The 14,703-nt window shown below is 55.9% G+C and carries 14 protein-coding genes; 5 read left to right on the top strand and 9 right to left on the bottom strand.

All coding sequences use genetic code 11. The annotated features are described in order from the left end of the window. The first annotated feature begins 447 nt into the window (after positions 1-447). From C7476_RS23700 to C7476_RS23690, 3 genes are read left to right on the top strand one after another with little or no spacing between them, the layout of a single operon-like run. Entirely contained in the window at positions 448-1,488 is a 1,041-nt protein-coding gene (locus tag C7476_RS23700) for a methionine ABC transporter ATP-binding protein (protein WP_114432410.1), read from the top strand. Then, positions 1,478-2,143 (top strand): methionine ABC transporter permease, encoded by a 666-nt coding sequence (locus C7476_RS23695; protein ID WP_114432344.1) that lies wholly within the window; start codon positions 1,478-1,480, stop codon positions 2,141-2,143. Before C7476_RS23700 ends, C7476_RS23695 begins: the two co-directional genes overlap by 11 nt. 29 nt (positions 2,144-2,172) lie before the next feature. Continuing rightward, complete coding sequence (locus C7476_RS23690) at positions 2,173-2,952, top strand: MetQ/NlpA family ABC transporter substrate-binding protein (protein WP_114432408.1); 780 nt, start codon at positions 2,173-2,175, stop codon at positions 2,950-2,952. Between the two features lie 59 nt (positions 2,953-3,011). Here the strand turns inward: C7476_RS23690 and C7476_RS23685 are convergent, their stop codons facing one another. The 9 genes from C7476_RS23685 to C7476_RS23645 all read right to left on the bottom strand — a co-directional run bounded on the left by C7476_RS23685 (position 3,012) and on the right by C7476_RS23645 (position 12,145). Then, positions 3,012-4,082, bottom strand: a complete 1,071-nt coding sequence (locus tag C7476_RS23685) for a sn-glycerol-3-phosphate import ATP-binding protein UgpC (protein WP_114432343.1) — start codon at positions 4,080-4,082, stop codon at positions 3,012-3,014. A 7-nt stretch (positions 4,083-4,089) separates the two neighbouring features. Next, positions 4,090-4,938: a sn-glycerol-3-phosphate ABC transporter permease UgpE gene (gene ugpE, locus C7476_RS23680; protein ID WP_114432342.1), complete on the bottom strand. Its 849-nt coding sequence runs from the start codon at positions 4,936-4,938 to the stop codon at positions 4,090-4,092. Positions 4,939-4,947: 9 nt separating this feature from the next. Further along, positions 4,948-5,838 carry a sn-glycerol-3-phosphate ABC transporter permease UgpA gene (gene ugpA / locus C7476_RS23675; protein WP_114432340.1) on the bottom strand — a complete coding sequence of 297 codons (891 nt, stop codon included), beginning with the start codon at positions 5,836-5,838 and terminating at the stop codon, positions 4,948-4,950. Between the two features lie 64 nt (positions 5,839-5,902). Continuing rightward, positions 5,903-7,213 (bottom strand): sn-glycerol-3-phosphate ABC transporter substrate-binding protein UgpB, encoded by a 1,311-nt coding sequence (gene ugpB / locus C7476_RS23670; protein ID WP_114432339.1) that lies wholly within the window; start codon positions 7,211-7,213, stop codon positions 5,903-5,905. Positions 7,214-7,368: 155 nt separating this feature from the next. After that, positions 7,369-7,968 carry a bifunctional nicotinamidase/pyrazinamidase gene (gene pncA / locus C7476_RS23665; RefSeq protein WP_114432337.1) on the bottom strand — a complete coding sequence of 200 codons (600 nt, stop codon included), beginning with the start codon at positions 7,966-7,968 and terminating at the stop codon, positions 7,369-7,371. Between the two features lie 52 nt (positions 7,969-8,020). Continuing rightward, positions 8,021-9,181 carry an N-acetylglucosamine-6-phosphate deacetylase gene (nagA, locus tag C7476_RS23660; protein WP_114432336.1) on the bottom strand — a complete coding sequence of 387 codons (1,161 nt, stop codon included), beginning with the start codon at positions 9,179-9,181 and terminating at the stop codon, positions 8,021-8,023. After that, the gene (locus C7476_RS23655; protein WP_114432406.1) at positions 9,178-10,188 is read right to left on the bottom strand and encodes an SIS domain-containing protein; all 1,011 of its coding nucleotides are present in this window, start codon (positions 10,186-10,188) and stop codon (positions 9,178-9,180) included. Before C7476_RS23655 ends, nagA begins: the two co-directional genes overlap by 4 nt. Positions 10,189-10,205: 17 nt before the next feature. Next, positions 10,206-10,994 carry a GntR family transcriptional regulator gene (locus C7476_RS23650; protein WP_112531778.1) on the bottom strand — a complete coding sequence of 263 codons (789 nt, stop codon included), beginning with the start codon at positions 10,992-10,994 and terminating at the stop codon, positions 10,206-10,208. Between the two features lie 242 nt (positions 10,995-11,236). After that, positions 11,237-12,145 carry a glucosamine kinase nucleotide-binding domain-containing protein gene (locus C7476_RS23645; RefSeq protein WP_114432404.1) on the bottom strand — a complete coding sequence of 303 codons (909 nt, stop codon included), beginning with the start codon at positions 12,143-12,145 and terminating at the stop codon, positions 11,237-11,239. A 200-nt stretch (positions 12,146-12,345) separates the two neighbouring features. Between C7476_RS23645 and C7476_RS23640 the strand changes: the two genes are divergently transcribed. Next, entirely contained in the window at positions 12,346-13,257 is a 912-nt protein-coding gene (locus tag C7476_RS23640; RefSeq protein ID WP_114432334.1) for an N-acetylmuramic acid 6-phosphate etherase, read from the top strand. Positions 13,258-13,311: 54 nt separating this feature from the next. Further along, a complete protein-coding gene (locus tag C7476_RS23635) occupies positions 13,312-14,571 on the top strand; it encodes an ABC transporter substrate-binding protein (protein ID WP_114432332.1) in 1,260 nt (419 codons plus the stop codon). The last annotated feature ends 132 nt before the right edge of the window (positions 14,572-14,703 follow it).

Raw genomic sequence — 14,703 nt, 5'->3', positions numbered from 1 at the left:
AGTCAATTTACTCGATTTGCCATGCGGTCAAGTAAGTAGTTCTTTAGAATTAGCTCTTATCGGCCAAATTTCAAGCGCCCAGAGCGGAAATTTGTCCAGGTACGGAGGATGGGTGTGCTGACCGAAGCGGCCGTTTTGGAAAGACATTCCCGCAATTGATACAAATATGAAACCGGCTGCGTGTCAGCGGGCGATAACATTGCGTATCGTCAGCTCTACCGAGGCCTTTCGGCCACCCAAGATGTCTCAAACAGAGCTGAAAATGTTGATGCCTGTCGTCAAGGTCTATCGAAACGCGAAGATGGTCTGTATAGACCGCCCTCAAAAGGCAACAGGGCGGACGTGCGAGCTCCGCAAATGAACATGACTGTTTTGAGAAATACGGCAACGAGTACGCCGCAAGTGCTACCAGGTAATGAAGCGACTGTGCCCGAAGCGCCCAATCCCATGGTCGTATTCGAAGGCGTTGCCAAGCGCTTTGCGGCAGGGAATACCGGCGCCGAAGTGGTGGCACTGAACGATATAGACCTCGTCGTGCCGCGTGGATCGGTAACCGGGATCATCGGCCGTTCGGGGGCGGGCAAGTCGACTCTAATACGGCTCGTCAACGGGCTCGAGAAGCCGAGTTCTGGCCGCATCCTCGTTGATGGCGTGGACATCGCCGGATTGGACGAAAGGAGTCTACGCCCTGTGCGCCGCTCGATCGGCATGATCTTCCAGCATTTCAATTTGCTCTCCTCGCGTACTGCCTTCGGCAATGTTGCACTGCCTCTGGAAATTGCCGGCGTGGGCACGCAGGACATCGAAAAGCGCGTGGCGCCCTTGCTTGATCTGGTTGGCCTTTCCGACAAACGCGACCGTTATCCTTCCGAGCTTTCGGGCGGCCAAAAACAGCGCATCGGCATCGCGCGCGCTTTGGCAACCGAACCAAAGCTGCTGCTCTCCGATGAGGCGACATCGGCCCTGGATCCAGAAACCACGCGCTCGATCCTTGCCCTGCTTCGGAAGATCAACAAGGAACTGGGTCTGACCGTGCTTCTGATCACTCATGAGATGGAGGTGGTTAAGGCCATCGCCGACCATGTGGCAGTGATTGATGGCGGCCGCATCGTTGAACAGGGGCCGACATTCGACGTGTTCACCGGGCATGTGCACGAAACCACCAAGGCGCTTCTCGGTGGCCTCGCAGGCATGCATTTGCCGGAGTTCTTGACTAGTCGGATGTCGCAGCTACCGGAGCCCGGCTCCCGGACTATTCTTCGTGTCATATTCAAGGGTGAAAATGCCACGGAACCGATGTTGGCGCGGCTTGGAAGCGATCTTGGCATCGAGGTCAATATCATGGCCGGTGCAGTCGATGAAATCGCGGGGCGTCCTTTCGGCATGCTGGTAGTTTCCTTGCGTTCCAATGAAGCGAAAATTGCCGAGGCCCAGCAGTTCCTTGCCAATCACGGCCTTTCATCGGAGGTCGTCGGCTATGTCCGCTGATATCATCGCTCTCATCGTCAAGGCGACGGGCCAGACACTCTATATGGTAGCAGTTGCTGGACTGATTGGTTCATTGTTGGGTATTCCGCTCGGCGTGTTTCTGGCGACGAGCGGGCGAGGCGAGCTTTTCGCGGCGCCTTGGGTGAACAAGGTGCTTGGCGCCATCGTCAATGCCACACGTTCGACGCCGTTCATCATTCTGGTCGTTGCCATCATCCCGTTCACCCGGCTCGTTGCCGGCACATCAATAGGAACCACTGCCGCGATAGTGCCATTGACGATTGCGACAATCCCCTTCGTTGCGCGTCTGGTCGAGACGGCAATTCGTGAAGTTGATCCTGGTCTGACGGAAGCAGCGCGCGCAATGGGTGCAAGCCCGATGCAGATCGTCTTCAAGGTGTTGCTTGCCGAGGCGCGGCCCGGAATTACCTCTGCACTGACCCTGACGATCGTCAGCCTGATTGGTTATGCGGCAATGGTTGGCGCGATTGGCGGCGGTGGTCTCGGCGACCTTGGCATCCGCTACGGCTATCAACGCTTCATGCCAGATGTCATGGCCGTCGTCGTTGTGGTGTTGATCGTGCTTGTTCAGCTTGTTCAGAGCGCCGGCGACCGGTTGGCGCGGCAATTCGACAAGCGCAGCCGTCCCCGTTGAATTTGTTATAGAAGCAGGAGAATGAAATGTTGAAGAAAATACTTGGTGTAGCAGCCTTGGCGGCGATCCTCGGCGCGACTGGTGCGCTTGCCGAAACGATCAAGATCGGAGTTACACCGGGCGAGCATGCGCAAATTCTCGAAAAGGTCGCCGAGGTCGCCAAGCCCAAGGGCCTAGATATCCAGATCCTCGAGTTCTCGGATTATGTGGTGCCGAATCAGGCACTGAATGACGGTGAGCTCGATGCCAATTCCTTTCAGCACAAGCCTTACCTCGACAATCAGATTGCCGACCGGAAATTCGACATCGTCGATGTGGCCTATACCGTCAATTTTCCGATGGGCGTCTATTCCAAAAAAGTGAAGAGTTTCGATGAGTTAGCGGATGGGGCTACGATTGCGATTCCGAATGATCCGACCAATGGCGGCCGTGCCCTGCTCATTCTCGCCGATAAGGGTGCGATCAAGCTGAAGGACGGTGCCGGCCTGAAGGTCACGCCTGCCGACATCACCGAAAACAAGAAGAACTTCAAGTTCGTTGAACTCGATGCCGCCCAGCTGCCTCGTTCGATCGACGATGTCGATGCCGCGGCGATCAATACGAACTATGCCCTTGAGGCCGGACTTGATCCCATGAACGGTACGATCCTGAAGGAAGGTGAGAAGGCTCCGTACGTCAATCTCATCGCTGTCCGTACTGCTGACAAGGACAAGCCCTGGGTGAAGACGCTGATCGAATCCTATCATTCGGAGCCGGTGAAGCAGTTCATTCTCGACAAGTACAAGGGTGCTGCCGTCCCAAGCTGGTAAATGCCGGCAAGCGAAGGCCGTCGCAATGCGAGGTGCAAGAAACAGCGGGCGGCAATCGATTAGATTCGCTTGCCGTCCGCACCGAACAGATGCAGTTTTTGTTTCGGGATAATGACGCGCAATTGATCATCAGTGTTCGATGTTGACCGCCCTGGAACGCGCACGACAACCCTTTCTCCGCCGATGATGCCATACACATAGCTTTCGGCGCCGACCGGCTCTACACCCAGAACCTTGAGATCAAGCGCCAGTCCGCCGATATGCGTATCGGTGCCAGCGGACACCTCAAGATCTTCTGGACGGAAGCCGATCAAGGCTCCCGTCGCTGGAATGGATAGCCCCTCTGCACCGATGCGTGTACCATCCTTCAAAACCAACCCCGAATGGTCGGCCTTGACCGGCACAAGGTTCATGGGCGGGGCGCCAATGAAGCTTGCGACAAAGGTGCTGGCTGGCTTCTCGTAAATATCGAGCGGTGCGCCGATCTGTTCTACGGAACCGGCATTCATGACGACAAGGATATCAGCGAGCGTCATAGCCTCAAGCTGGTCATGGGTTACATAGACGCTGGTCACGCCCAGCTGTCGCTGCAGGTTCTTGATTTCGACGCGCATTTGCCCGCGAAGCTTGGCATCGAGATTGGAAAGCGGCTCATCGAAAAGAAAAACTTTCGGGCTGCGGACTATGGCACGGCCCATGGCGACGCGCTGACGCTGACCGCCTGAAAGTTCTTTCGGACGACGTTCCAAAAGCTGAGTCAATTCAAGGATTTGAGCTGCGTCTTTTACACGCTTATCGATCTGATCCTTTGGCATACCGCGGTTGCGCAAACCATAGGCCATGTTGTCGTAGACCTTCATATGCGGATAGAGCGCATAGTTCTGGAATACCATTGCTATGTCGCGCTCGGCAGGCCCGAGCTCATTGACCACCTTGTTGTCGATTTTAACCGTGCCGTCGGTGATAGACTCCAGACCCGCGATCATGCGCAGCAAGGTGGACTTACCGCAGCCTGATGGACCGACTAGCACGCATAGCGCACCATCCTCGATGGCAATGTTGATGCCTTTGACCGCTTCGACCGAGCTACCATAAACCTTGCGAACATTGGTCAATTCTACATTTGCCATATCGGTATCATTTCTCCGTTTCGACCAAACCACGCACGAACCAGCGTTGCATGAGAACGACAACGACGATTGGAGGGAGTATGGCGAGAATGCAGGTCACCATCACCAGGTGCCATTCGGTATCGGCATCGGCGAAGGAAATCATCTTGCGCAGACCAATGACGATGGTCGACATGTCGTTGCGGTTCGTCATTAGAAGCGGCCAGAGATATTGCGTCCAGCCATAAATGAAGAGGATAACGAACAGGGCGGCGATGTTGGTCTTGGATAGCGGCAGCAGAATATCTTTGAAGAATCGCCATGGTCCTGCGCCATCGACGCGGGCTGCTTCGACAAGTTCGCCGGGGATGGTCATGAAGAACTGCCGAAACAACAGCGTGGCGGTTGCAGACGCCATGAGCGGCAGGATCAACCCCGTATAGGTATCGATCAGGCCAAGGTCGACCATGATCTTGTAGGTTGGCAAGATGCGAACTTCGACCGGCAGCATCAGGGTTATGAAAATGAGCCAAAAGAAGATCATGCGCCCCGGAAAGCGGAAGAAGACGATCGCATAGGCAGAAAGGATCGAGATGCAGATCTTTCCGATGGCAATGCCGAGCGCCATGACCAGTGTGTTGAACAGGAGCCGATCTACACCCACCCCACCAATACGGCCTACGCCGCCGAAGAGCGCTGCGGAATAGTTCTCCCAGAAGTGTCCACCTGGCAGCAATGACAGGGGTGGGCGCAATATTTCCTGGAGCGTTTGGGTCGAGGCGACGAAGGTGTAGTAGATCGGGAAAGCCACGATCAAAATACCGATGATCAATATCACGTGGGCGATCAGACGGCCGACGGGATTGTTCTGAATCATGATTTATCCTCAGCCGTAGTGCACTTTGCGCTCGACATAGCGGAACTGAATAGCCGTCAAGCCGATAACAATGATCATCAGGATTACCGACTGAGCGGCGGAGTCACCCAAGATGAGGTTGACGAAGCCGTCATTGTAAACCTTGTAGACGAGCGTCTCAGTGGCTTTGCCGGGGCCGCCCCCGGTGACCGCATGGATGATGCCGAACGTGTCGAAAAAGGCATAGACCGTGTTGACGACGAGCAGAAAGAAGGTCGTAGGAGCCAGTAACGGAAAAACGATGGTCCAGAAGCGTTTCGTTTCGCCTGCGCCATCAATGGCGGCCGCTTCGATCAGCGATTTGGGGATCGACTGCAGACCGGCGACGAAGAACAGGAAATTGTAGCTGATCTGCTTCCACGCTGCGGCTGAGACGATCAGCACCATTGCCTGATCGCCGTTGAGCAGGGGGTCCCAATTATAGCCTGTCGAGCGGAAGAGATAGGCGAGCGTTCCCATCGATGGATTGAAGAGGAACAGCCAGAGCATGCCGGCGATGGCCGGTGCGACTGCATAGGGCCAGATCAACAGGGTACGGTAGATACCTTTGCCGCGGATAACCTTATCGGCCATGACGGCCAGCAGAAGGGCAAGCGCCATCGCGATGAGCGCTGTGGCTACAGAGAATATAACCGTGACCTGAAGCGAGTTCAGATAGTTCGGATCTCCGAGGACGCGCCGGAAATTATCGAGACCGACAAATTGCGTTGACAGCCCGAAAGGGTCTTCGCGCAAGACGGACTGATAGATCGCCTGTGACGCGGGCCAGTAGAAGAATATTGCGGTGATGGCGAGTTGTGGTGCCAGCAGCAGATAGGGCAAAAACTTGTTTGGAAAAGTGACGCGTGTTGACGATGCCATGAATGCCTCGTTTTGAAATAGCCCCGTCCGTAAAATTACGGACGGGGCTGTCATGAAATGAAGATTACTGGCCGATTGCCTGCTTTATCGCAGCGTTACCACGCTTGACGGCATTATCCAGAGCCTGCTGGGCAGTCTGTTTACCCGAAAGCATATTTTCGAACTCTTCGTTTTGGATGTCGCGAACCTGCGGCAGGTTGACGAGGCGGACACCCTTTGAATTCTCAGTCGGTGCCTTGCCCATCATCTGCTGGATCGGCGTTTCGCGACCGGGATTCTTGTCGTAGAAGCCGGACTTCTTGGTTTCCTCATAGGCGGCCAACGTTACCGGCAAATAGCCCGACACCTGATGCAGGCGCGCCTGAATTTCGGTCTTGGAGAGGAAGTTGAAGAAGGCTGCGACGCCCTTGTACTGCTCTTCGCTCTTGCCCGCAAAAACCCAGAGGCTGGCGCCGCCGGGGATCGTGTTCTGTGGGGCATCCTTGGCCTCAGGGTCATAGGGCAACGGACCTGTTCCGTAGTTCATGCCCGATTTGATCACGTCACCGAGCCCGCCCGATGAATCGTTGTAGATGCCGCATTCGCCGGAAAGGAAGAGCGGTTTGGCTTCGGAAGTACGACCTCCGTAACGGAAAGTACCATCCTTTGCGAGATCGGCGAGTTCCTGGAAATGCTTGACATAGATTGGCGCATTGATCTTCAGCTCGACATCGACGCCGCCGATACCGTTTTCATTCGAACCCCAAGGCAGGTTGTTCCAGGCGGCGAAGTTTTCGGTGTGAATCCAGGTCAGCCAGGCCGAGGTATATCCGCATTTGGCTGCGCCGCTTGTCTTGATCTTCTTCGCAGCGTCCCAGACTTCCGGCCACGTCTTGGGTGGCTTGTTTTCGTCGAGTCCAGCCTTCTTGAAGATGTCCTTGTTGTAGTAAAGGATCGGCGAGGAGCTGTTATACGGGAAGGACAGCATCGTGCCGTCAGGCTTGGAATAATAGGCGACAATTCCAGGCAAATAGAGGCTCTTGTCAAACTTGGCGCCGCCCATCGAAAGAATGTCTGCGACCGGCTTGATAGCGCCCTCGGCAGCCATCATCACGCCGGTGCCCGCATCAAACACCTGAATGATGTCCGGCGCCTGCTTGGCGCGGAAGGCGGCAATGCCGGCATTCAGCGTTTCGGGATATGTGCCCTTGAACACAGGGACCACCTTGTAGTCGCTTTGGCTTTCGTTGAATTCCTTGGAAAGCGTGTTGACGACCTCGTTGTTGGCGCCGGTCATCGCATGCCACCAGCTGATCTCGGTGACGGCGAAAGACGAGGTGGAGGAGGCGAGGACAATGCCGAGAGCAAGGCTCAGTGAAGTGCCGCGAAAAGTCATGTGAATCTCCCATACACGTAAGGCGTCATCTGAAGTGCGCTTGAGGGCAGTATCGCCATTATGTGACAGGGAAACAACAGTTTTGTGACTGGAAGCTCATACCTTGGTTCAAGGCTGTGGAAAAAATGCTCAGCTGTTCATTTTGAGGGGGCCCGTTAAACGAGCACAACACCGGCCTTACGCATCTTTGCGGTCATGGCAGCAAGTGAACCGCCAAGATCGATCCCGCGACAGGCATCAAGCAGTACTTCGGCAGTAAAGCCGTGCGCGATAGCGTCGAGCGCGGAATATGCGACGCAATAGTCAGTCGCAAGACCTGCAAAGGTCACATTGGTGATGCCGCGCTCGCGCAAATAGCCGGCAAGTCCGGTAGGGGTCTTGCGATCGTTTTCGTAGAAAGTCGAATAACTGTCGATATGCGGATGAAAACCCTTGCGGATCACCAACTCGGCTTTTGTCCATACCAGATCCGGATGAAACTCCGCACCTGAAGATCCCTGGATACAATGATCGGGCCAGAGCACCTGCTCGCCATAGGGCATCATGACTGTTTCGAACGGCGCCTTGCCGGGATGCGACGATGCAAAACTTGAGTGCCCGGGTGTGTGCCAGTCCTGGGTGAGGACGACGCGATCGAAACGCTGCATGAGCTTGTTGATGATCGGGACGATCTCGTGCCCGCCATCGACTCCTAAAGCCCCCCCAGGACAGAAGTCATTCTGCACATCGACGACGATCAGCGCGTCCTTGGCCATCCCGGTTCTCCAGTAAGGTGAAGGCTCTAGTATGACCAGTCGAACTGTTCCGTCAACGTGCGTAGTGCGAGCCGCCACCGATCCAGACATGATTGACATCGAGCTTCTCGTCGAGATGCACGATATTGGCGATGTAGCCCGGCGCGAGGCGTCCATAGTGGTGATCGATACGAATACTTTGGGCCGGGTAGAGCGATGCCATGCGTAGTGCCTCGTCGAGAGACAGACCGAGTTCGCGATGCACGAAACGAACGGCCGAGATCATATCGAGATCAGCACCCGCCAGTGTCCCGTCGTCCAGTGTCAAACGTCCACCGGCGCGTGTGATCTTGCGTCCGTTCAGCGTGAACGATGTAATATCGGTGCCTATCGTGGACATCGCGTCGGTAACGAGAAATATCTTCGCCGGACCCTGCTTGGCACGCAGCGCGATCGCCATCGAGGCTTTGTCGACATGAAAACCGTCGGCGATCAGCCCCGCGGACAGTTCACCTGATTCAAGCACCGCGCCGACCATGCCGGGGCTGCGGTGGCCAAGCTGGCTCATCGCATTGAACAGGTGTGTTACCATGGTTGCACCCGCATCCTTGGCTGCTAGCGCTACTTCATAGGATGCGCCGCTATGGCCGAGGCTGACGATCACTCCGGCATCGACCATCGCCCGGATCTTTTCGGCCGATACCGTTTCCGGTGCGACTGTGGTGAGCAGAACCGACAATTCCTGCACTGCTTCGATGATGGCAAGGAGGTCAGCGTCGTCCATCGGACGGATCAGCTTCGGGTCGTGCGTTCCCTTGTGTGTCAAAGACAAATGCGGACCCTCGAGATGCAAGCCGATAAATCCAGCCACTTTCTCTTGTGCCGCGGCCTTGCCCGCAGCGATAGCAGCCGCGGTTATTTCCGGCGTATCGGTGATCAACGTGGGCAGCAGGGCGGTCGTGCCGAAGGCGAAATGCGCATCACATATGGTGCGGATTGCCTCGATGCTTGGGCCGTCGTTGAGGAGGACGCCACCACCCCCATTGACCTGTATATCAATGAAGCCCGGTACAAGCTTACCGCCCTTCAATTCGACCCGCCGAATGTCATCGGGCAAGTTCGACAACGGCGTGATACTCTTGATCACATCGCCATCAACAACCAGACCTGAATCGGTGTGCCAGGTTTCGCCGTCGAAAATCTCGGCGCCGGTGAGGGCATAGATAGTGCTCATAGGGTTTCAGTCACTTTTCGTAAGTGCGGCGGTTCATCCGGGTTCAATCCACGGCTGCGGGCAAAGCCTTCTACGAAAGCATAAAAGGAGACAAGCAGTGCCAGTGGATCAGTCAGCGGGTGCGATGTGGCCACGAAGGGCAGGGCTGTCGCTTTAGACGATTTGGACGATGTGAGGAACACCGCAGCGCCCTGGTCGGCCAGGCGATTGGCGGCGTCCACGAGGGAATCTTCGGCTGCATCGCGCGCGGCGAGCACGAGAATCGGGAAGCCTTCGCCGACAATGGCTTTCGGTCCGTGCATGACTTCTGCGGCACTGAAGGCTTCGGCATGAACCGCACTTGTTTCCTTGAATTTCAGCGCCATTTCGTTGGCGATTGCCAGAGATGGTCCGCGTCCAAGAACGAACAGCGAGTTTTCGTCAGTCACGGCGCCTGCGAAGGCTGACCAGTCACAAGCGACGGCCTTGGCGAGCGCGGCTGGAAGATCATCGATTGCGGCGAGCAACTTGCTGTCTTCGGTCCAATGTCCGATCAGCGCGAGACCGGCAACCGCCGAGCTGACGAAAGACTTAGTGGCGGCGACGCTGCGCTCTGGTCCTGCAAGGATATCGATGGCAAAGTCGCTGGCACGCGCAAGGTCAGACTCGATGACGTTGGTGATGGCGATGGTCAGTGCGCCGCTTTCACGGGCTGCGTTTGTCATGCTGACGATGTCAGGACTCTTGCCAGACTGCGAGATGGATAGGGTCGCAGCAGAGCCAAGTTTGAGCTTCACGCCATAGATCGAGGCGACAGAGGGCCCAAGCGAAGCAACGGGAATACCGGCGGTGAGTTCGCTCGAATATTTCAGGAAGGCACTGACATGATCCGACGAGCCCCGGGCGATCGACGCAAGGAAGGGCGGGTTTTTCTCGCGCAACTTCGCGCCGGCGGCAGCAAGCGTGTCGCGGGAGGCATCAAGGAACTTTGCTGTCACATCGGGAATGGAGCGTATTTCTTCCCGCATGAGGGTCGTTTTGGTATTCACAGCACTGCTCCTGAAATTTCTGAAGACTCGCCGAGTTTGAGTTCGGCGACAAATTCATAGGCGTCGGCACGGTAGATCGATCGGGTAAACTCGATCACCTTCCCCGATTCGAGGTAGGATATCCGCTCTATATTCAGGCTGGCGGAACCCGCCGGAACCTGGAGCAGTTTAGCATCATTCTCTTTCAAAATGGCCGCAGAAATGCGCTGTATTGCCCTGACTGGACGATTGCCGCTCTCCGCCAGTACCGCATAAAGCGATAAGGTGACGAGTTCCGGATTTGGCAGCACATGAATGGACAGGGCAGCACGTTCGATTGCCATGGGCGTGTCATTGGCCACGCGTAATCGGCTGATCCGCGCCACCTTTTCGCCGGAGGACAGGCCGAGCGTCACCATTTCTTCGGGGGAAGGCGCATAGACGCCGCGGTCGAGCCATGTCGAGCGGACGATCATCCCGCGCCGCGCCATATCCTCAGTAAAAGATGTGAGGTGCGACAAGGATTGCTCGACGCGTGCGGAACGCGGTGCAACAAATGTGCCTGAACCATGCCTCTGGACAAGAAGGCCATCATTGACGAGACCCTGGACGGCTTTGCGAACAGTTACACGCGAGATCTCCGCCATTGCAGCAAGCTCTCGTTCTGGCGGCAATGCGTCTCCAGGTAGAAGTTTTCCTTCACGAACGGCGTTTTCGATCAACCGCTGCAATTTCACGTAGAGCGGACCACCGACAGCAGAACTTTCGTTGAGTGAAGGCAGAATATCGATCAGACCGTCACCCATGACTAGAGCCCTTTCCGGCCATATTGGCCGTATTCTGTTTCTCGGCTGGCGAGACAATCCACGCGGAAGGTGGCAAGGTCGATGTGGTTCATCGGACGAAGCCGCCTGACAAAGTGGTTGGCCGCCAGCTGGAAACCCGAAGGGACGGGCCCTCTTGCGCCAATCCCGGTGCAAAGCCACTCGCCCGCACGAAGGGTGCGGGTCTTCCTGTCTTTGCTTGTTCTTGTCACAACATGCCTCCGTCAGAATAGGTCAATATGGCCGGAAAGGGCTCTCGCCTCCACCGATGACGAAGCGAAATTGCGTGCTGCCAGCTGGACTGCGCCTGTCAGAGCGTCATTCAACGGTGCTTGCAGTATTGCCCGATAGCGAGGTGAAAGGCGCGGACCATAAAAAGCACCAAGACCGCCCAATAGGGAAAGACGCACCGGGACTGGAGACATGATGGCGTCGAGCCCTTCCTCGATTTGGCCAATGGTCTTGTCCAAAAGAGCAACGGCGACAGCGTCATCTTTCGACGCATACTCGAAGACAGTTGGCGCGAACGTGCCGAAATCACTTGGTGTCGCCGAATGGGCGAATTGGACTATCCGATGCGGATTGCCTCCGAACCGTTCCATAACTGCCGCTGTCATTGGCGAGCTCATATGAAACTTGTCATAGGCGAGCAATGTTTCTTCGAGCAGGTCCCGGCCAAGCCTCGCACCCCCGCCGAGATCGCTGACCTTGAAGCCCCAGCCGCCGGCAAAACGAATGTCATTGCCGAGCCGCGTAACATAGGCGGAACCAGTGCCGAGGATCACCACAGTGCCATCATGATCGCCAAGTGCACCCTGGAGCGCGATCACGCCATCTGAATAAACAAGCGATTTTTGAAACGGCAGCATAGCCTCCAGCTTTGCGCCATTGCCGCCGACATTGGCGCCGGCGAGGCCCAGGACCGCGAAGACCGTTTTGCTCTGGCCAGCGTCGATTCCAGCCTTTTTGAATGCTGCTTCAGTTGCATCGAGAATGTTCAGACGTGCTGTATTCATGTCGGTCATGATATTGGCCGAACCACTCTTGCCAGTGCCTAGAACATTGCCGCTGAGATCAGCCAATGCCGCCCTGCAACCTGTGCCGCCACCATCAATTCCAAGGAGATAAGTCACGTTCAATCGTCCTCCAGCATTCAGAATACCAATAAAATACCAATAGCCAAGCGTTAATTTGTGTCTCGTCGGGTTTTTCTAAATCTCGTTGAAATTATTGAATAAAAATCCATTGCCCCAAATCGTCGTGCAAATTTTTTAAGGAATTGCTGGACAAGTGGTATTTTTTTGGCATTAATTATGAGAACGAGGAGTGAGCAGTGGCACTAACCCGCACCGAGCAGCGCAACAAGAACGCATTGGGACTGGACGAGAAGTCGCCAGAAGATGTTTTGCGGTTGCTGCATGAAGCACAGCTTGAAGCTGCCGCTTCGGTTGCGCGCGCCAGGGATTCCATTGCAAAAGCCTCCCTGCTTGCTGCCGACACGCTCGCGTCGGGTGGACGTCTCGCTTACGCCGCCGCGGGCAGTTCAGGGCTGATGGCCATGGCGGATGCGCTGGAATTACCCGGTACTTACGGCATTGCTCCCGACCGTGTCGTCATTCTGCTTGCTGGCGGTGTCGCCAGTCTTAGCCGGTTGGCTGGCACTTACGAAGATGATGTGAACCAGGCCTCAAGCGACATTGCGGCGGCAGGGTTGATGGCTGGTGATTGCCTGATCGCGATTTCCGCTAGCGGCACAACGCCCTATGCACTCGCCGCAATCGACGAAGCGAAGAAACGCGGTCTCAAGATCATATCGATTGCCAATAATCCCGACGTGCCGATGTTTGAAAAGGCCGACGTAGCGATTGCGCTGGAAACACCGGCGGAAATGGTGGCGGGTTCAACGCGAATGGGGGCGGGCACCGCGCAGAAAATCGCACTCAATCTGTTGTCCACTTTGATGGCCATCCGTCTTGGTCACGTGCATGACGGGTATATGGTCAATCTCGTCGCGGACAATATCAAACTGCGCGAGCGCGCAGCGCGTATCGTATCCGCGATCAGCGCTTGTGATATGGGCGACGCAGCAAAACTGCTCGAGGCCAGCGGCGGCTCGGTGAAGTCAGCGATCCTGCTCGCCGCTGGGGCAACGAGCGCTGCAAATGCATCAAAACTTCTCGAAAGCAATCAACAGAGGCTTCGCCCGGCGCTTTCGGAACTCAAAGAGAGTCATGGTTCCCGCTAGGAACCCGGGCTCTCATTAACGGCACTGCTCAAAAGGGTGCAACAGGAGACTAAAATGGGAAGCACGACTTTAAAAACATTGCTTATGGCGACAAGCGTTCTGGCTACGGCCGGTTATGCCCATGCCGCCGATACCACGCTGACGATCGAGAGCTGGCGTACCGACGATCTGGCCGTCTGGCAGGAAAAGCTCATTCCAGCTTTCGAAGCCAAGAATCCCGGCATCAAGGTGAAGTTCTCTCCGACGCCTCCGACGGAATATGATGCTGCGCTTGGTGCGCGCTTCGACGCCGGCAGTGCCGGCGACATCATTACTTGCCGACCTTTCGACAAATCGCTGGAGCAGTTCAAGCGCGGCAATCTGACCAGCCTGAATGATCTTCCGGGGATGAAGAACTTCTCGGACGTAGCAAAGTCTGCCTGGACGACCGACGATGGCAAGGACACGTTCTGCGTGCCAATGGCTTCGGTTATTCACGGCTTCATCTACAACAAGGATGCATTCGACAAGCTTGGTATTGCTATTCCTACCACGGAAGCGGAGTTTTTCGCCGCGCTTGACAAGATCAAGGCTGATGGAACCTACATTCCGATGGCCATGGGTACAAAGGATCTCTGGGAAGCCGCGACCATGGGTTACCAGAACATCGGGCCAACATACTGGAAGGGTGAGGAAGGCCGCGCCAAGCTTATCAAGGGCGAGGCAAAGCTGACCGATCCGGAGTGGGTCGAGCCTTACAAGGTTCTTCTCAAGTGGAAAGACTATCTGGGCGATGGTTTTGAAGCCCAGACCTATCCGGACAGCCAAAACCTGTTCACTCTCGGACGTGCTGCGATTTATCCAGCCGGTTCGTGGGAAATCGGTCTGTTCAACACACAGGCCCAGTTCAAGATGGGAGCATTCCCGCCTCCAGTAAAGAATGCCGGTGACGCCTGCTATATTTCCGACCACAACGACATCGGTGTCGGCCTCAATGCCAAGAGCGGCCATGCAGAAGAAGCCAAGAAGTTCCTGGACTGGGTTGCTTCGCCGGAATTTGCAGAGATCTACGCCAACGCGCTGCCAGGCTTCTTCAGCCTGAATTCAACACCGGTGAAGATGCAGGATCCGCTCGCGCAGGAATTCGTGTCATGGCGCGAGAAATGTAAGCCGACCATCCGCTCGACTTACCAGATTCTGTCGCGCGGTACGCCAAACCTCGAGAACGAAACCTGGGTTGAATCGGCCAATGTCATCAACGGCACCGACACGCCGGAAGCTGCGGCCAAGAAGCTGCAGGACGGTCTCGACAGCTGGTACAAGCCTGCCAAGTAAGTGATCGATAGCCGGGGCATCTGACGATCGCTCCGGCTATTTCTTCATCTGGGCGCGATGCGCGTCGTTGCGCTATCATTGCCAAAAAAACGGCAGTCGTGTGCCGCGTAATGCACGACCAAAAAATCAAAA

The sequence above is a fragment of the Phyllobacterium bourgognense genome (assembly GCF_003337575.1).
Classification (GTDB): Bacteria; Pseudomonadota; Alphaproteobacteria; order Rhizobiales; family Rhizobiaceae; genus Phyllobacterium; species Phyllobacterium bourgognense.
The sequence above is the reverse complement of the archived record's forward strand: the minus strand, read 5'-3'. Positions and strand labels throughout refer to the sequence as shown.

Coding starts and splice junctions, on each gene's coding strand:
- C7476_RS23655 (WP_114432406.1), bottom strand. CDS start 10,188: ATGCGGGAAGAAATACGCTCCATTCCCGATGTGACAGCAAAGTTCCTT.
- C7476_RS23635 (WP_114432332.1), top strand. CDS start 13,312: ATGGGAAGCACGACTTTAAAAACATTGCTTATGGCGACAAGCGTTCTG.
- pncA (WP_114432337.1), bottom strand. CDS start 7,968: ATGGCCAAGGACGCGCTGATCGTCGTCGATGTGCAGAATGACTTCTGT.
- ugpE (WP_114432342.1), bottom strand. CDS start 4,938: ATGATTCAGAACAATCCCGTCGGCCGTCTGATCGCCCACGTGATATTG.
- ugpB (WP_114432339.1), bottom strand. CDS start 7,213: ATGACTTTTCGCGGCACTTCACTGAGCCTTGCTCTCGGCATTGTCCTC.
- ugpA (WP_114432340.1), bottom strand. CDS start 5,838: ATGGCATCGTCAACACGCGTCACTTTTCCAAACAAGTTTTTGCCCTAT.
- C7476_RS23695 (WP_114432344.1), top strand. CDS start 1,478: ATGTCCGCTGATATCATCGCTCTCATCGTCAAGGCGACGGGCCAGACA.
- nagA (WP_114432336.1), bottom strand. CDS start 9,181: ATGAGCACTATCTATGCCCTCACCGGCGCCGAGATTTTCGACGGCGAA.
- C7476_RS23685 (WP_114432343.1), bottom strand. CDS start 4,082: ATGGCAAATGTAGAATTGACCAATGTTCGCAAGGTTTATGGTAGCTCG.
- C7476_RS23700 (WP_114432410.1), top strand. CDS start 448: ATGGTCGTATTCGAAGGCGTTGCCAAGCGCTTTGCGGCAGGGAATACC.
- C7476_RS23650 (WP_112531778.1), bottom strand. CDS start 10,994: ATGGGTGACGGTCTGATCGATATTCTGCCTTCACTCAACGAAAGTTCT.